Genomic DNA, 16,161 nt, shown 5'->3' with positions numbered 1-16,161 from the left:
CTGACGGCCGGGGGTCATTCCCAGGGGTCGTGGCCCAGGTCTGCGGCGGCTTCCTCGTCGTCGTGCAGGAACCGCGGTGCGGCGACGCCGCCCTGGATGCCGACGTCGCTCAGTGGCCACTCCTCGAACCGGTCGCGCAGCAGCCTGACGAGGAACTCCGCCATTCCGAACGGGTAGACCGTCCAGGCTGCGTGGTACCGCGACCGGACGGCGACCGGCCAGCGGTCCGGATCGGGGTCCGCGGCGGGGTGCGCGCGGCCGCGGCCGCACTCTACGTGCCGGCCACGACAATCCTGGCGGACGGGCGGGAGGAACACTTGGCTCCGGCCCGCGACGAAACCCCGGGAGATGAGCGAGCGCGAGTACCTCGCTCTTGTCGGCCGGCGCCCCGGCATGTTCACGGGCAGGGCCTCGTTCCACCTGGTGACGGCCTTCCTGACCGGCTATGCGGAGCACGCCGGCCGGCACGGCGGCCCCAGCCCGCTCACCGGGCTGCACGAGTGGCTCGTCGCCCGGCGCGGGCGCGACTGCAACCACGGCTGGCCGGGACAGGTCCTGCACCTCGCTCTGCCGCACGGCTGGGACGACCTCTGGGACCTGCCGCCCGAGGACGAACAGCGGGCGATCGAGGTCCTGTTCCAACTCCTCGACGCCTTCCTCGCCGAGCGCGAATCGGCAGCCGCCACCCGGCCCCGGACTGACGTCGGGCACAGCGGCCCACCTCGTCCGCGGGAGGTCCGGGAGGGCCCGGGAGGGTCCGGGAGGCCCGGCGAATCGCGGTGGTGCGGGCACGGCCGGACGAATACCGTGGGCGCGCTGATCACGACCTGTGACGCCGGCGGGGTCCGGCGCGTACGCGGTGGGGGCTGGGGCATGGCTGGGTTGGGTGGGTTTCCGCTGCACTACCGGGTGACCGTGGTGGTGGCGTGGGTGCTGTGCGGGCTCAGCGTGCTCTGCCTGGTCTCGACGTGGCTGCCCGAACCGTACGTCGCGCCCGAGTGGCTCGTCTTCGCCCTGTTCTTCGCGGTGGCTCCGGTCTTCGCGATGGCGTTCCTGCTGCCGTCCGTGGAGGGGCTGACCGAGGTGGGGCGCCGGGACGCGTCCGCGCTGCTGCCCTGGATCGGGCTGGTGCCGGGACGGCTGCGGGCCGTCCACGGCGCCCTGGTCCTGCTGGCCTTCGTCGGTTTCGTCAGCGGCGCGGCGTCGGCGAAGGACGTGTTCGCCGACGCGCACGGCTACCACCGCCGGTACAAGGACCGTACCGCCCATCCGCACCTGGTGGTGGACATCACCGAGGCGGAGTACAACGCGGCGACCGCCGGCGAGTTGCGGCTCTTCACCGCCGGCCCGATCGCGTTCCAGTCGATCGGCGGCCTCGTGATCTTCGCCACCGGCCTCGCGGCCACCTCCCGTCGCCGCACGGCCCAGAACCCCCCGGGCGGCCACGGCCAAGCGCCGGCCCCAAGTTAAAAGGGCTGTCCCGTACAGCGGGTGGACAAGGAGGGGGCGTCGGCTGGTGGTCAGCCGAAGAGCAGGTCCACGTCCTTCTCGATGCAGACCTGCAGGACGACTGCGAGTTGGCGGACGTCCTCGCTATCCGCGAATCGGTTCGTGCCAGGCGCGACCGCATCCGCCGCCGCAGGCGGCCAACGGCGACAGTCCGGCGCCTCAACCGGGCGGGGCGATGGACGTGCACAGACTCGACGTGCCGCGTTCGGAGCACGGCCGAGCACCACGATCTGCACGTTTCACCGCGAAGGCCGTTCGGACAGCCCGAGAACGTACATCGCGAAGCATTGCGTCTCGAACAAGAGTCAGCCGGCCCTCAAGACGTCAGCGTAGGCAGAGGCCTGCTTCCCAGGGCGTCGGCGAGGACATCGCTCTGGGTCCGGGTGAGATTGAGCGCCCACAACACCGCCGATTCATCTGAGCCCAGCTCAGCGTGCCGTTGGCTGCCACCGCTCAGAGGGGAGTCGGCACCACCGCGGCGCCTGGCTGCAGGCCGTCTGTTCCGGAGGAGGTGGTCAGCCACGTCCTGGGCAGAGTCGTCCGGTGCTCCGACGGCCGTGAGCGCGGCGTTCACCCGTGCCGGCGCTTCCGGCGGCAGTTCGTCGTCGGCGAGCATCGGCAGCAGAAGCAGGAGGCGGGCGTCGGTGTCGTGCACGCCGGGTGCCGTCAGGTCCGGCGTCTCGGCGATGTGCACGATGTCGCGCCAGGAAAGGCCCGGGCCGTACCAGTCTCCGTCGTAGCTGGACAGGTCCTGTGCCCGAGGCCAGTCCGGTCGGGTCAGCAGGTAGTCGATCCCGAGGTCGCCGACGAGGTTCCGGTGGACGACGACGGCGCTGTGACCGCCTTGGAACGGGATGCGCAGCACCGGCCAGGCCTGGTCGTCCAGGAGGACCTCGGACAGGGCGTCCGTGTCGGCGCCGTCGTCACCGAACCACTCGGGTGCCGGCCGGGCCTCGTCCGAGGAGAACCGGCACATGGCCGGCAGGTGATTGGACCAGAACCCGGCACGCTCAAGCAGCCGCTCACCCGCGACCAGCGGCCCGTAGTCGTATCCCTTGATCAGCACGGACCGGAGTGTCTCAGGCCCTGCCGACACGCCTTCGCCGCCAAGCCGCCGGGAGTAGCGGGACAACCCTCAGGACCTGCACTGGGTGGCGTCGTTGTCAGCGCCGCTGTGCATGATCGGAGCGTCAGCTCTTCTCGGAAAGGGAAGTGTCGTGCCGATCACAGACCAGCAGGTATCGGGACACGCGTTTCTGCGGGAAATGTACGACGACTCGTACTTCCCTGATCACCTGGTCGACCGGGGCAGGGCGATCCTGCTGAAACTGTGCGAGCGCGTCGAGGCCGAGCGGCCGTCGGATCCGGAGGCCTTGTACGCGCTCACCCAGGCTGCCACGGAGGAGTTCAACCTGCTGGACCGGGAGTTCATGGCGGCCGGGAGCGGGATCGAGACGGTTGCGCGTGAGTGGATCTGTGACGAGTTCTGCTTCGTCGCATCGGCGTACGGGTTCACGGACGCGGATGCGGAGAAACTGACCGCCGATCGGGACTGGTGACCGTTTCGGGAAGACCGCCTTCGGTCATGGCCGCCAAGGGTCTCGTGGCCGGCGTAACCGGTGCCGTCCTGCCAGGAGTCTTCCGAGGGTCCGCCGGACGAGGTGTCAGGCGAACAGGTAGGCGGCCTCGCCGCCGGCCAGCAGTGCGGCGAGGGTCCCGGTGGAGATCCACATCCCGGGAAGGAAACGCCGGTGGGACATCCAGAGCAGCTGGTCCGAGCGGCGGTTGACAGCGAGGTAGGTCAGCCCCAGGGCGACGAGCAGTCCGCCGAACACGGCGGCGCCGAGCGGGACCAGGTACCAGCGCCCGGTCACGGGCGACGTGCACGTGCCGTCCGGGTCGCACAGGACGGGTACTTCGCTGCCCCCCGGAAGCGGCTTCGGCAGGTCGGTCAGCGTCCACTTGGCCGCTGCGAAGTCGTTGCTGCGGGAGGACTCACTGCCCCTGCACACCACGGTCCGGTGTCCGGACGCCTCCCAGGTGACGCAGGAGCTGATGGTCATGCGCAGCACCGGACGGTGGGCGGTCTCCCGCGCATCCACCGACTGCGGCACGCTGCTGATCATCAGCACCGCTCCGACGATCGCCACGATCGCCATGCGCAGGCGCTTGTACCGGGCCGACTCGCTCATCGACGGATCCTGCAGCAGGCCCGCCCGGGTAATCCGAACATCGGTCATGAACGACTTTCACTCTCCCTCTGCCGCACACCCTTCGCGGCGCCGCCGGCCAAGGTACACGAACGGGCTTGCGATCAAACAGCAAATTCCCGCCGACGCCGATGGGTGCGACACCCGCGGACATGAGTCCGATTCGAGTCACTGCCACAACCGTGCCGAGGAGGGCCCAAGGAGAGGTAATCCCCGCCTCTATCCGGCAGGTGCTGGAGGCGCGCCCGACTCGACGGCGGCCCGGTCCGGCCTGACGGTGCGCCGGCGTGGGGCGGCGGATCTCGCGTTGGCGGATCGGGGGGCCGTCACAGGCGGCGGGGGCCGGCGCCGTCCTCGGCGAGGGTGTCGCCGGGGTTGAGGAGGGCGCAGGCTTTCATGGAGAGGCAGCCGCAGCCGATGCAGCCGGTGAGTTCGGTTTCGAGGCGTTCGATGGTCTGGCGGCGTTCTTCGAGGCGGCGTTTCCAGCCGCGGGAGGCGCGCTGCCATTCCTGGTGGCTGGGCGGGCGGTCGAGCGGGACGTCGGCGAAGGCTTCGCGGAGGTCTTGGAGGGGGATGCCGATGCGTTTGGCGACGGAGACGAGGGCGACGCGGCGGAGCATGTGGCGGGGGTAGCGGCGCTGGTTGCGTTCGTCGCGTTCGGAGGCGATGAGGCCGAGTTCTTCGTAGAACCGCAGGGCGGAGACGGCGGCTCCGGTGCGGGCGCTGACTTCGCCGATGCTCAGCCAGTCGTCGGGGGTGGGTCGGGGGTTGCCGGTGGGGTTGCTGGTCATGCGGGGCGGCCTCCTGTTTGACCTCAAGATTACTTGAGGTCATAGCGTCGGCTGTGTCGGAACGGCAGGCAGGAACCAACCCTGAGAGGAGGGCTGCCCGATGACGTTCGTGATCGCGTTGCCCTGTGTGGACGTCAAGGACATGGCGTGCGTCGACGAGTGCCCGCTCGACTGCATCTACGAGGGCGAGCGGATGCTGTACATCCAGCCGGACGAGTGCACCGACTGCGGTGCGTGCGAGCCGGTGTGCCCGGTGGAGGCGATCTTCTACGAGGACGACACGCCGGAGGAGTGGCGGGTGTTCAACGCCGTGAACGCGGAGTTCTTCGCCGACATCGGCACCCCGGGCAGCAGTGCGAAGGTGGGCCCGTTCCCGAAGGACCATCCGGTGGTGGCCGCACTGCCCGGGCCCGGCGCCGGCTGAGGTCAGCGGTCCGCCCGGGCGAGGCCGATGACGGAGAGCAGGCCCCAGCCGACGGAGACGGTCAGGGCCATGGCGCGGTGTCGGCGGCCGGGGAGGGTGCCGGTGAGCAGGGCGGCGTCGCCGAGGTCGGAGGCGATGCGGAGCAGGGTGGCGGTGCGCAGGCTGCGGTCGTCGGGGGCGCAGGCCATGGCGAGGCCGCAGGCGGCGTCGCGGAGGGCGAGGGGGCGCAGGCAGGTCGCGGTGTCGGTGGGCACGGTGCCGTCGGGGGCGGTGAGGCCGGACGGGCGGGCGAGCAGGGCGGGTCGGGCGGCGACGGCGATGCCGTACGCGGCGGTGGCGGCGCCGACGGTCCGGAGCAGGGTGCGGTCCATCGTGGTGGTTCCTCCGTCGGGGGGTCAGTGGGTGGCGCGGGCGCGGGCGGTGATGTTGCGGGCCATGTCGCCGAAGACGAATGTGTGGAAGGGGGCGACGGACCACCAGTAGGCGTGTCCGGCGAGGCCGTGCGGGTGGAAGAGGGCGCGTTGGCGGTAGTGGGTGCCGCCGTTGCCGTCGGGGGTGACGGAGAGTTCGAGCCAGGCGAGGCCGGGGAGGCGCATCTCGGCGCGCAGCCGGAGCAGGTGTCCGGGCTGGATCTCCTCGACCCGCCAGAAGTCGAGGGAGTCGCCGACCCGCAGCCGGCCGGGGTCGCGGCGGCCGCGTCGCAGGCCGATGCCGCCGACGAGGCGGTCGAGCCGGCCGCGGACTTCCCAGGCGAACGGGAAGGAGTACCAGCCGTTGGCGCCGCCGATGCCTTCGACGACGCGCCAGACGTCCTCGGGCGGGGTGGTGACGGTGAGTTCCTTCAGGTCCTGGTAGAGGCTGCCGCCGGCCCAGTCGGGGTCGGTGGGCAGCGGGTCGCTGGGGGCACCGGGAAGGGAGGCGGAGGACCAGTGGGTGCGGACGTCGGCGTCGCGGATCCTGCGCAGGGCGAGGGCGACGGCCCGGCCGAAGCCGATCGGGCCGTCGGGCGGGTCGGGCGACCACTTGGCGATGTCGTGTTCGGAGCAGACCACTTCGTGGCGCAGCGATTCGACGAGCGGCCGGGCGATGGAGTTCGGGACGGGGGTGACCAGGCCGACCCAGTGGCTGGAGAGCCAGGGGGTGAGGGCGGGGGTGGGCAGGATCAGGCGGGGCGGCAGGCCGGCGACCCGGGCGTAGCCCTGCATCATCTGCCGGTAGGTGAGGACGTCGGGGCCGCCGATGTCGAAGGTCCGGTTGATGTCGGGCGGGAGGTCGGCGGCGGCGACGAGGTGGCGCAGGACGTCGCGGACGGCGATCGGCTGGATGCGGGTGTTGACCCAGCGCGGGGTGACCATCACCGGGAGCCGTTCGGTGAGGTAGCGGAGCATTTCGAAGGAGGCGGAGCCGGAGCCGATGATGACGGCGGCGCGGAGTTCGGCGGTGGGGACGCCGCTGTCGCGCAGTTCCCGGCCGACTTCGGCGCGCGAGCGCAGGTGGGGCGAGAGCCGGGCGGCGGGGACGCCGCGCGGGACGAGTCCGCCGAGGTAGACGATGCGGCGTACCCCGGCGGCGTGGGCGGCGGCGCCGAAGTCGTGGGCGGCCTGCCGGTCGGTGGCCTCGAAGCCGGGGCCGGTGCCGAGCGAGTGGACGAGGTAGTAGGCGACGTCGATGCCGCGCAGCGCGTCGGGGAGGGTGTCGGGGCGGGTGACGTCGCCGGTGGCGGTCTCGACCCGGGCGCGCCAGGGCTGGTCGCGCAGGCGTCCGGGGTCGCGGGCGAGGCAGCGCACCCGGTGGCCGGCGGCGAGGAGTTCGGGGACCAGGCGGCCGCCGATGTAGCCGGTGGCGCCGGTGACCAGGCAGGTGGGCGGTGCGGTCATGGCGGTCTCCGGGTCAGTCGAGGGAGCGGGCGGCCCGGAGCCTGGTGTTCAGGTCCTCGGGGGCGACGAGCGGGGCGGGGTAGTCGGGGGCGAGCAGCCAGGGGCGGTGGACGGACGGGCCGGGCAGGTGGGCGAGTTCGGGGATCCAGCGGCGGACGTACGCGCCGTCGGGGTCGTACCGGTCGGCCTGGCGCAGCGGGTTGAGCACCCGGTTGGGGCGGGTGTCGGTGCCGGTGCCGGCGACCCACTGCCAGTTGAGCTGGTTGTTGGCGAGGTCGCCGTCGACGAGCAGTGCGAGGAAGTGCGCGGCGCCGGTCCGCCAGTCGTGGTGGAGGGTCTTGGTGAGGAAGCTGGCGGTGAGCAGCCGGGCCCGGTTGTGCATCCAGCCCTCGTGGGCGAGTTGGCGCATGCCGGCGTCGACGACGGGGTAGCCGGTGCGGCCTTCGCGCCAGGCGCGGGCCTCGCGCTCGTCGTGGTGCCAGTGGTCCTCGCGGCTGCGGTAGTCGTGGTGGGCGGCCTCGGGCCGGGCGGCGAGCAGCTGGTGGTGGAAGTCCCGCCAGGCGAGTTGCCGGACGAAGGCCTCGGCGCCCTCGCCGCCGTGCTTGAGGGCGCGGGCGACGAGTTCACCGGCGGACAGGCAGCCGAAGTGCAGGTACGGGGAGAGCCGGGAGGTGCCGTCGGCGGCGAGCGCGTCGTGCAGGTCGGCGTACCCGTCGACGTCCCAGCGCCGCCACTGCTCGCGGGCGGCGCTCTCGCCGCCGGTCGGCAGGGCGGGTGAGGCCGCGGTGGCGGTGGGCAGGGCTTCGCCGCCGACGCCGTCGGGGGTGCTGAGCGTGCGCGGCGCGCCGTGCACGGAGCGGCGCGGGGCCTGCTGCCAGGCCCGGTGGTAGGGGGTGAAGACGGCGTAGTGGTCGCGTCCGGCGGGGGTGACCTGGCCGGGCGGGAGCACGGTCAGGACGCCGTCGTGGACGTGGAGGCGCTCGCCGAGCCGCTCCCGCAGCCGGTTCTCCCGCCGCCGGGCGAAGGCGCTGACGCCGGCGGCGACGTGCACGCTGTCGGCGTCGGTCTCGGCGGCCACCTTCGCGGCCTGCTCGGCCGGGTCGCCGTGCCGGACGACCAGGCGGGCGCCGGTGCGGCGCAGCGATTCGTCGAGGTCGGCGAGGCAGTCGGCGAGGAAGGCCTGCCGGTTGGGGGCGCCGAACCCGGCCGCCTCGACGGCGGGGTCGAGGACGAACAGCGGAACGACCTGGTCGGCCGCGCGGGCGGCGGCGTGCAGGACCGGGTTGTCGTGCAGTCGCAGGTCCTGGGTGAACAGGGCGACGGAGACGGTCATCGGTGTTCCTCGGGGTCGGTGCGGTAGCCGTCGGCTGGCGTCTTCCCGCATGTTCGGAGTCCGTCCGGCGACCGGATTGCCCGGGTTCCGACGCTACGCGGCACCGGCCCGGGAAACGCTGCACAATGAATGCGAGTCGTCCGGCGCTGCACAATCGCTGCACGGTGGCGTCGTGACCCCGAGCACCTGCGCACCGCCCGTCCCGCCGCCGGCCGTCCCGGCCCGCGCGGCCGACCCCGCCGAGCTGATGGCGGCGGTGGCCCGCGGCGACCGGGACGCGTTCGCCGCGCTGTACGGGACGCTCGCGCCGCCCGTGTACGGCATCGCGCTGCGGACGCTGCGCAGCCCGGCGCACGCGGAGGAGGTGGCGCAGGAGGTGCTGCTGGAGGTGTGGCGCACGGCCGCCGCGTACCGGCCCGAGCGGGGCACCGTGCTGGCCTGGGCGCTGACCATCGCCCACCGGCGCGCGGTGGACCGGGTGCGCGCCACGCAGGCGGCCGACGCGCGGGAGGTGCGGGTTGCGCTGCGTGAGCGGCCCGCCGCGGAGTCCGTCGCCGACCAGGCCGAGCGGCTGCTCGACGGGGAGCGGGTGCGGCACGCGCTGGCGGCGCTGACCCGTGCGCAGCGGGAGTCCCTGGTGCTGGCGTACTACGGCGGCTACTCGCAGCGCGAGATCGCGCAGTACCTGGGCCTTCCGCTCGGTACGGTGAAGACGCGCATGCGGGACGGGCTGCTCCGGCTGCGCGCCGCCCTCGACGACCGCGAGCCGGCAGGGACGACGGCGACGGCGGAACGGAGGCGGCGGTGAGCGGGCAGGACACCGCGGCACAGGCCGCTACGGAGGGCTCCGCGGCGCAGGCCGGTACGGAGGACACCGCGGCGCAGCCGGGCAGGCAGGACGCGGCGGCGCGGGCGTCCGCGCAGGACACCGCGGCGCAGTCGAACACCCAGGACCCGGCGCGAGCGGCCGCGGCGCCCGGTGCCCCGGACGAGGCCGGCATGCCGACCGGCGCGGTGGCCCGTCACCTCGGGGTGTCGCCGACCACGGTCCGTTCCTGGGAGCGGCGCTACGGCATCGGACCGGCCGGCCGCCGGCCCGGCCACCACCGGCGCTGGAGCCCGGCGGACATCGCCGTCCTGGAGGCCATGTGCCGCCTGACGGCTCGCGGGGTGCCGCCCGCCGAGGCGGCCCGGGTGGTGCTCGCCGGCGAGGGCGCCGGACGCCGTACCGACCCGCCGGCGCAGCCCGACGCCCCGGCGGCCACCGCGCCTGCGGCCACCGGCCCGGGCGGCAGCCGGGCCCTGCACGTGGGCACCGTGCGCCCGGAGTGCCGTGGCCTGGCCCGCGCCGCCGTCCGGCTGGACGCGCCGGAGGTCGCCCGGATCCTCCAGGAGGTCCTGGCCGCGCTCGGCCCGGTCGACGCCTGGACCGAGGTGATGATGCCCGCCCTGCGCGCGGTCGGCCGCAAGTGGGCGACCGACGGCGAGCAGTACGTCGAGGTCGAGCACCTGCTGTCCTGGCACGTGGCGACCGCGCTGCGGGCGGCCGCCGTCCGTCCCGAGCCGCTGCGCGCCCTGCCGCCGGTGCTGCTGGCCGCGATGCCGGCCGAGCAGCACACCCTCCCGCTGGACGCGGTCGCCGCCGGTCTGACCGAGCGCGCCGTCCCGTTCCGGATGCTCGGCGCGGCCGTCCCGCCCCGGGCGCTGCTGGACGCCGTCCACCGGATCGGGCCGGGCGCGGTGATGCTGTGGGCGCAGAGCCCGCAGACCGCCGACGCCGGGCTGGTCCGGCACGTGGTCCACGCGGTGTGGGGTCCGCGCGGTTCCCGCAACCGGGCGTTGGTGCTGGCCACCGGCCCCGGCTGGGGCCGCTCCGACCACCCGGAGGGCACCGCGGCGCCGCGCAGCCTGCTCAGCGCGCTCGACCTGATCGAGCGGACCGTGACCGCCTGACCCCGGCCGCTGCCGGGACACGCCGGACGCGGACCGGGATAAATCAGGTATAGCGGGATCCGGAACCCGTATATTCACCCCACCGCTGCGCGCCCTAGGTTCGTCTCCACGTCAGCGCAGCAAGGGAGATGGGATCATGGATCAGCTCTGGTTCCAGGTCGACGTGCCGATCAGGAGCACCGACGCGCCTGCCGGGCAGGGCTTCCACGTTCTCGTCGGGCAGGCCGCCAGCGGGTCGCAGGCGCTGTCCCTCGCGCGGGCGACCTGCGAGGCGGCGCTGGCCGCGCGGTCCGCGGGCCTGGCCGTGCCGATCCGGCGCCCGGACGGGTGGGGTGCGCGCGGTGTGCGCCCGGGCTGGACCCACGACTGGTCGGCCGCGACCGTCGCCCACTGGCACTGCGACAGCCTGCTCTTCACGACGTGAACCGCCCGCCGCTCACGGCCTGAACCGCGTGCTCACGAGGTGAACCGCGCGAGGTCGTGCCGCGAGAGGGTGCCGGTCTTGCGCATGGCGCTGGCGATGTGCTGCTCGACCGTGCGCGGGGACAGGTGCAGGGTGGTGGCGATCTCCCGGTTGGTCAGCCCGCCCACCGCGAGTTCCACCACCTCGCTCTCCCTCGGCGAGAGCCCGTCCGCGTGCGAGGGGCGGCCGGGCGGGCGGCCCTTCCTGGCCGGCTGCTCGGTGCGCAGCAGCGCGCGGGCCCTGGCGGCGTCCCAGGTCGCCCCGAGGTCGGTGAACTGCTGCTCGCAGGACTGGAGTTCGGCGACGGCCCGGACCGTGCCGGGGTCGGTCGCCGGGTGCTCGGCGGAGGCCGCCTCCGGCCGCGCGGCCAGCAGGCAGCGGGCCGCGCCCTCCGCGGTGAGCGCCCGGGCGTAGGGCCGGGGCAGCGCGGCGTAGGCCGCCGCGGCCTCCCGGTAGAGGCCGACTCCCTCCTGCGGCCGCCGGCGCGCCTCGGCGAGCGCGGCCCGGCTCCACAGCAGCGCGGCGCGGGCCACGGGTGCCTCCCGGCCCTCGATGCCCCGGTCGAGGTCCCGCACCATGGCCTCGGCCGCCGGCAGGTCGCCCGCGCGGGCGACCGCCTCCACCGCCCAGGGGGCCAGCTCGGCGGCCCACGGCCAGACGCCCTTGGCGGACACCTCCGCCCACGCCCGTCGGGCCAGCTCGGCGGCGGCCGGGTCCTGGCGGGCCAGGGCGAGCCGGACCAGCGCGCCGGAGACGGTCGCGGCCAGCGGCGCCGGCAGGTCGCCGGGCCCGGCTGCGCCCCGGTCCGACAGCCAGCCGAGCGCCGAACCCCAGTCGCCCTGGGCGAAGGCGAGCAGCCCGCGCACCACCCGGGCGTCGGAGGCGATGAACGGCATGTCGGCGGTGGCCGAGACGAACCGCTCGCACCGCTGGGCCAGCCCCTCCCACTGACCCGTCCACCACTCCAGCAGCAGCCTGGTCCCGAGCGCGGTGTGCTCGCTGTACGGGGCGCCGCTGGTGGTGGAGAGGTCGAGGCCGTCGGCGAGCAGGTGCTCGGCGCGCTCGTAGAAGCCGAGCCAGACCGCGGCGTCGGCGGCGTTGCACAGGCCGCGGGCGGCGTGCTGGCGGCAGACCGGGTCGGGGCTGTCGGTGGGCAGGGCCTCCACCAGCTCCCAGGCCTCCCGGTCGCCGCAGCTCATCGCGAACGTCGTCCGGTTGGCGAGGACTGCCGCGCGCAGCGCCTCGTCGCCGCTGGCCTCCGCGGCGGCGACGGCCTGGTGCAGCCACCGCCGGTTGAGGTCGATCGGGCTGCCGAACAGGTACGGGAAGGCCAGTCCCGCCATCGCCCGCCCCGCCAGGTCGGGCCGGATCTCGCGCAGTTCGGCCACCGCGGTCTCCAGCTCCGCGCAGCCGGCGCCGTACCGGCCGATCTGGTTGCACAGCATCAGGCCGAGGTCGAGTCGCAGCTCGCCGCGGACGGCGGCGGGCAGGGTGGCGTCCCGGACGATCTGGCTCAGCACCTCCACGGTCTGGTCCGAGCGCAGCGCGACCACCGCGCTGCGGGCCAGCAGCGGCGCCAGCCGGGCCCGGACCTGCGGCGGGACCGCGGGCGAGGCGAGGGTGCGCTCCAGCAGTCCGATCGCCCGCTGGTGCCGGCCCGCGTCGGCGTCGGCCAGGGCCGCCCGTTCCACCGCCCGCAGCCAGCCGCCGATCTGGCCGGCCGCCCGGCGGTGGCGGGCCACCGCCTCCCACGGGACCGGCTGGCGGCGCACCAGGACGGCCGCCGCCCGGCCGTGCAGCTCCTGGCGCAGCGGTCCGGGCACGGCCTCGCCGAACGCGGCGGCGGCGAGCGGGACGGGCAGCCCGTACGCGGCCTCCGCGCACTCCGCCAGGGCCGCACCGGCCAGGGCGGCGAGCAGGGCGTCCCGGCCGGCCGCCGCGTCGAGGCCGGCCACGGCGACCAGCTCGTCGCGGGCGGCCGGTCCGTCCAGCACGGCGGCGGCCCAGACGATCGGCCGGTGGGCCGGGGGCAGCGCAGCGGTGCGGCCGAGCGCCAGCTCCGCCAGCCGGACGGGCACCCCGGCCGCATCCACGTCCTCGGCCGTGCACGCCTCCCCCGTGGGCCCGCTCCCCGTGGGCCCGCTCCCCGGGCGCTCGCCACCCGGCCGGTCGCCACCCGGGCGCTCGGCTCCGGGCCGTCCGCCGTCCGTCCGGTCGCGCAGTGCGGCGAGCAGGTCGACCACCACCCGGGGCACCCCGGCGGAGCGCTCGTGCAGCCGCTCGGCGGCCTCCTCCGTGCACCGCTCCCCCAGCACCTCCCGTGCGGCCTCGCGGACGCGGTCAGGGCCCCACGGCGCGATCCGGTGCCGCAGCACCACCAGCTCGGACGGGTACCGCACCGGCGGGGCGCCCAGTGGCAGACCGGGTACGGCCAGCTCCTCGGGCCGGTGGGCGACCACCGCCGCCAGGCCGCGCCCGGGGTGTTCCAGGAGGCCGCGCAGCCACTCCCGCTCGTCCTGGTCCGCCCGGTGCGCGTCGTCCACCAACAGCAGGACCGGTCCCTCCCACCGGTCCTCCCGCGGCCGCGGCCCGCCGGACCCGCAGCGCCAGCGCACCCGATTCGCCTCGGCGGCCTGCGGCAGGGTGCTCAGCGCGTCGAGCAGGTGGCTCTTGCCGAGGCCGGCGGCCCCCTCCACCAGCACCAGCACCGGCTCGGCGCCGTCGGCCAGGGCACGCCCCAGGACGGACGGCCAGGCGAAACCGTGTGTCGCGGCCACCGCGTCACCTCTCTCGTACGCCACGCCGGGCCACCCCGGGCAGGCGTCGGTGTCGAACCACCGATCGTCCCACAGGGCGGCGCCGGGGGCAGCCTCCCCGGACTCCGCCGACCGCGGGCGGGCCGCGGTCGCGAAGGTGCCCCGGTCCGCGTACGGGCTTCCGTCGCACAGAGGCGTGGGGGTGCGTACGGCGGTTGCCGGGAGGCGGTCGCACAGCGCGATCCGCGGACCGGGGCGGTGTCGGCGACCGAGGCGGGCGGTCAGGGATTTCCTGCTGGCTCTCGCCCGTCCGGTGGACCGACAACCGGGAACCTACGGGCCCGGCCCGCCCGGCGAACATACGGGTGGGGCAGGATCCGGATACCTAATCAATGGCCCCGCCGCGCACCCCACCGCTGCGGAGGCCCGCCGGCCGGCCGCCGCGATTTCTGCGTATCCGTGAATTCGTCCTCCGGATGGAGCCGTCGCCGCGGCCGCCCCTAGCGTCCTCCCGCCGAACCGGTTTCCCCCAACAACCCCGGCTCGGCGGGAGGAATCTGATGACCCGCAAGACCGCCCTCGCGGCCGCCGTCGCGGCCGCCCTCACCCTGGGCACCGCGACCGTCGCCGTCACCCAGTCCACCGCGCTCGCCAGCTCGGCCCGCCCCACCCCGGGCTTCCAGGCGCTCTCGGCGGACGCCCGTGCGCAGGCCCTCGGCGCGGCCGACCGGGAGGCGTCGGCGACCGCCCGCGCGCTCGGCCTCGGCGGCGACGAGAAGCTGGTGGCGAAGGACGTCCTGGTGGACGCCGACGGCTCCCGCCACGTCCGCTACGACCGCACCTACCGCGGCCTGCCGGTGATCGGCGGCGACCTGGTGGTGCACCGCGCCGCGGACGGCCGGATCACCGGCACCGACCTCGCCCACCAGGGCGCGGTCACGCTCTCCACCGTGACCCCGCGGCTCACCGCGGCGGACGCGTCCGCGCACGCCGTCCGCAGCGCCAAGCACGTGAAGAACGCCAAGGCGGACACCGCCGGCGGCCAACTGGTGGTGTACGCGGTCGGCAAGATACCGGTCCTCGCGTACCGCTCCACGGTCTCCGGCGCGGGCGAGAACGGCGCCGCCTCCCGCGAGGCGGTCGTCCTGGACGCCGCCGGCGGCGCCGTGCTCGACCAGTACGAACTCCACCAGGACGTCTCCGGCAGCGGCAACGGCGTCCACGACGGCCAGGTGTCGCTGGAGACCACCCAGTCCGGCAGCAACTACCAGCTGGTGGACGGCCTGCACGGCAACACCGCGATCTACGACTCCAACAACAGCCCGCAGTCCAACCCCGGCCAGAACGCCCGGCTGTTCAGCAAGTCGAGCAGCAACAGCTGGGGCAACGGCTCCACCAACAACCGGGAGAGCGCCGCCGTCGACGCCGCGTTCGGCCTCGCCAAGACCTGGGACTACTACAAGAGCACCTTCAACCGCAGCGGCATCCGCAACGACGGCCGCGGCGCCCCGGCCTACGTCCACGTCGACAACAACCTGCTGAACGCCTTCTACGACGACAACTGCTTCTGCATGTCGTTCGGCGACGGCAGCTCGCAGAACAACTACACCCCCGTCACCTCGCTCGACGTCGCCGGCCACGAGATGACCCACGGCGTCACCGCCGCCACCGCCGGCCTCAACTACTCCGGCGAGTCCGGCGGCCTCAACGAGGCCACCTCCGACATCCTCGGCACCATGGTCGAGTTCTACTCCGCCAACGCCAACGACCCCGGCGACTACTACATCGGCGAGAAGCTCAACATGTCCACCGGCTACTTCCGCCGCATGGACAACCCCGCCGTCGACGGGAAGAGCCTCGGCTGCTGGAACTCCAACGCCGGCTCGGTGGACGTCCACTACTCCTCCGGCATCGGCAACCACTTCTTCTACCTGCTGTCCGAAGGCACCGGCACCAAGACCATCGGCGGCCGCTCCCACAACGGCACCACCTGCAACAACGACACCTTCGCCGGCATCGGCAAGGACAAGGCCGCCGCCATCTGGTACCGCGCCCTCAGCGCCTACATGACCTCCACCACCAACTACTCCGGCGCCCGCACCGCCGTCCTCAAGGCCGCCGCCGACCTGTACGGCACCAACTCGCAGGAGCGGTACCTCGCCTCCAAGGCCTGGGCCGCCGTCAGCGTCGGCACCGCCCTGCCCGACCCGGGCAACGGCACCCCCACCCCCACCCCGAGCCCCACCTCCAGCCCGACCCCGGGCGGCAACGCCCTCGCCAACGGCGGCTTCGAACAGGGCACCACCGGCTGGACCCAGAGCGCCCAGGACATCACCAACTCCACCCAGCAGGCCGCCCACGGCGGCTCCTGGTACGCCTGGATGATGGGCTACGGCAGCGCCGCCACCGAGTCGCTCTCCCAGAGCAACATCGCGGTGCCCGCCACCGGCACCCCCAAGCTCACCTTCTGGCTGAAGGTCACCACCCAGGAGACCGGCACCACCGTCTACGACACCCTCAAGGTGAACGTCAACGGCACCACCCTCGCCACGTACTCCAACGCCAACGCCGGCACCGCGTACGTGCAGAAGACCGTCGACCTGAGCGCCTACAAGGGCCAGACGGTGAAGCTCGAGTTCGCCGGCCAGGAGGACGCCTACGCCTCCACGATCTTCCTGGTCGACGACGTCGCCATCGGCTGACTCTCCGGCAGACCGGCGCGGGGGGGGGGGGGGGGGGGGGGCCCCCCCCCCCCCCCCGGGGGGGGGGGGGGGGGGGGGGGGGGGGGGGGGGGGCCGGGGGGGGGGGACCCCGCCGGGGGGGGGGGGGCGGGGGGGGGGCCCCC

The 16,161-nt window shown here is 74.4% G+C and carries 15 protein-coding genes; 7 read left to right on the top strand and 8 right to left on the bottom strand.

Annotated elements, in window-relative coordinates; translation table 11 throughout:
- Positions 1 to 14 precede the first annotated feature (14 nt).
- The gene (locus ACGFX4_RS15530) at positions 15 to 164 is read right to left on the bottom strand and encodes a hypothetical protein (protein ID WP_393073658.1); all 150 of its coding nucleotides are present in this window, start codon (positions 162 to 164) and stop codon (positions 15 to 17) included.
- Between the two features lie 184 nt (positions 165 to 348).
- Between ACGFX4_RS15530 and ACGFX4_RS15525 the strand changes: the two genes are divergently transcribed.
- Entirely contained in the window at positions 349 to 1,470 is a 1,122-nt protein-coding gene (locus ACGFX4_RS15525) for a hypothetical protein (protein WP_393073656.1), read from the top strand.
- 355 nt (positions 1,471 to 1,825) lie between these two features.
- Here the strand turns inward: ACGFX4_RS15525 and ACGFX4_RS15520 are convergent, their stop codons facing one another.
- Entirely contained in the window at positions 1,826 to 2,575 is a 750-nt protein-coding gene (locus ACGFX4_RS15520) for a hypothetical protein (RefSeq protein ID WP_393073653.1), read from the bottom strand.
- 151 nt (positions 2,576 to 2,726) lie between these two features.
- On the opposite strand from ACGFX4_RS15520, the gene ACGFX4_RS15515 reads away from it, so the two are divergent.
- Positions 2,727 to 3,068 (top strand): DUF5713 family protein, encoded by a 342-nt coding sequence (locus tag ACGFX4_RS15515; protein ID WP_393073650.1) that lies wholly within the window; start codon positions 2,727 to 2,729, stop codon positions 3,066 to 3,068.
- A gap of 105 nt (positions 3,069 to 3,173) precedes the next feature.
- Here ACGFX4_RS15515 and ACGFX4_RS15510 read toward each other — a convergent pair whose 3' ends face one another.
- Both ACGFX4_RS15510 and soxR read right to left on the bottom strand, forming a co-directional pair.
- Positions 3,174 to 3,701 carry a hypothetical protein gene (locus tag ACGFX4_RS15510; protein ID WP_393073647.1) on the bottom strand — a complete coding sequence of 176 codons (528 nt, stop codon included), beginning with the start codon at positions 3,699 to 3,701 and terminating at the stop codon, positions 3,174 to 3,176.
- A gap of 344 nt (positions 3,702 to 4,045) precedes the next feature.
- Positions 4,046 to 4,510, bottom strand: coding sequence for a redox-sensitive transcriptional activator SoxR (gene soxR / locus ACGFX4_RS15505; RefSeq protein WP_393073644.1), 465 nt, complete (start codon positions 4,508 to 4,510; stop codon positions 4,046 to 4,048).
- 100 nt (positions 4,511 to 4,610) lie between these two features.
- On the opposite strand from soxR, the gene fdxA reads away from it, so the two are divergent.
- Positions 4,611 to 4,934 carry a ferredoxin gene (fdxA, locus tag ACGFX4_RS15500; RefSeq protein ID WP_393073641.1) on the top strand — a complete coding sequence of 108 codons (324 nt, stop codon included), beginning with the start codon at positions 4,611 to 4,613 and terminating at the stop codon, positions 4,932 to 4,934.
- Between the two features lie 2 nt (positions 4,935 to 4,936).
- Here the strand turns inward: fdxA and ACGFX4_RS15495 are convergent, their stop codons facing one another.
- The 3 genes from ACGFX4_RS15495 to ACGFX4_RS15485 are packed head-to-tail and all read right to left on the bottom strand — an operon-like array spanning position 4,937 to position 8,144.
- Positions 4,937 to 5,305, bottom strand: coding sequence for a hypothetical protein (locus ACGFX4_RS15495; protein ID WP_393073638.1), 369 nt, complete (start codon positions 5,303 to 5,305; stop codon positions 4,937 to 4,939).
- Positions 5,306 to 5,329: 24 nt separating this feature from the next.
- Positions 5,330 to 6,811: an SDR family oxidoreductase gene (locus ACGFX4_RS15490; RefSeq protein WP_393073635.1), complete on the bottom strand. Its 1,482-nt coding sequence runs from the start codon at positions 6,809 to 6,811 to the stop codon at positions 5,330 to 5,332.
- Positions 6,812 to 6,824: 13 nt separating this feature from the next.
- Complete coding sequence (locus ACGFX4_RS15485; RefSeq protein ID WP_393073632.1) at positions 6,825 to 8,144, bottom strand: cryptochrome/photolyase family protein; 1,320 nt, start codon at positions 8,142 to 8,144, stop codon at positions 6,825 to 6,827.
- 172 nt (positions 8,145 to 8,316) lie between these two features.
- On the opposite strand from ACGFX4_RS15485, the gene sigK reads away from it, so the two are divergent.
- The 3 genes from sigK to ACGFX4_RS15470 all read left to right on the top strand — a co-directional run bounded on the left by sigK (position 8,317) and on the right by ACGFX4_RS15470 (position 10,521).
- Positions 8,317 to 8,952, top strand: coding sequence for an ECF RNA polymerase sigma factor SigK (gene sigK / locus ACGFX4_RS15480; RefSeq protein WP_393073629.1), 636 nt, complete (start codon positions 8,317 to 8,319; stop codon positions 8,950 to 8,952).
- A gap of 191 nt (positions 8,953 to 9,143) precedes the next feature.
- On the top strand, positions 9,144 to 10,097 hold the full coding sequence (locus tag ACGFX4_RS15475; protein WP_393074091.1) for a MerR family transcriptional regulator: 954 nt from the start codon (positions 9,144 to 9,146) through the stop codon (positions 10,095 to 10,097).
- A 136-nt stretch (positions 10,098 to 10,233) separates the two neighbouring features.
- A complete protein-coding gene (locus ACGFX4_RS15470; protein ID WP_393073626.1) occupies positions 10,234 to 10,521 on the top strand; it encodes a hypothetical protein in 288 nt (95 codons plus the stop codon).
- 32 nt (positions 10,522 to 10,553) lie between these two features.
- Here the strand turns inward: ACGFX4_RS15470 and ACGFX4_RS15465 are convergent, their stop codons facing one another.
- Positions 10,554 to 13,361 carry a LuxR C-terminal-related transcriptional regulator gene (locus ACGFX4_RS15465; protein ID WP_393073623.1) on the bottom strand — a complete coding sequence of 936 codons (2,808 nt, stop codon included), beginning with the start codon at positions 13,359 to 13,361 and terminating at the stop codon, positions 10,554 to 10,556.
- Positions 13,362 to 13,876: 515 nt separating this feature from the next.
- Between ACGFX4_RS15465 and ACGFX4_RS15460 the strand changes: the two genes are divergently transcribed.
- Positions 13,877 to 16,018 carry a M4 family metallopeptidase gene (locus ACGFX4_RS15460; RefSeq protein WP_393073620.1) on the top strand — a complete coding sequence of 714 codons (2,142 nt, stop codon included), beginning with the start codon at positions 13,877 to 13,879 and terminating at the stop codon, positions 16,016 to 16,018.
- The last annotated feature ends 143 nt before the right edge of the window (positions 16,019 to 16,161 follow it).

The sequence above is a fragment of the Kitasatospora sp. NPDC048365 genome, assembly GCF_043200835.1.
Taxonomy (GTDB): Bacteria; Actinomycetota; Actinomycetes; order Streptomycetales; family Streptomycetaceae; genus Kitasatospora; species Kitasatospora terrestris.
The sequence above is the reverse complement of the archived record's forward strand: the minus strand, read 5'-3'. Positions and strand labels throughout refer to the sequence as shown.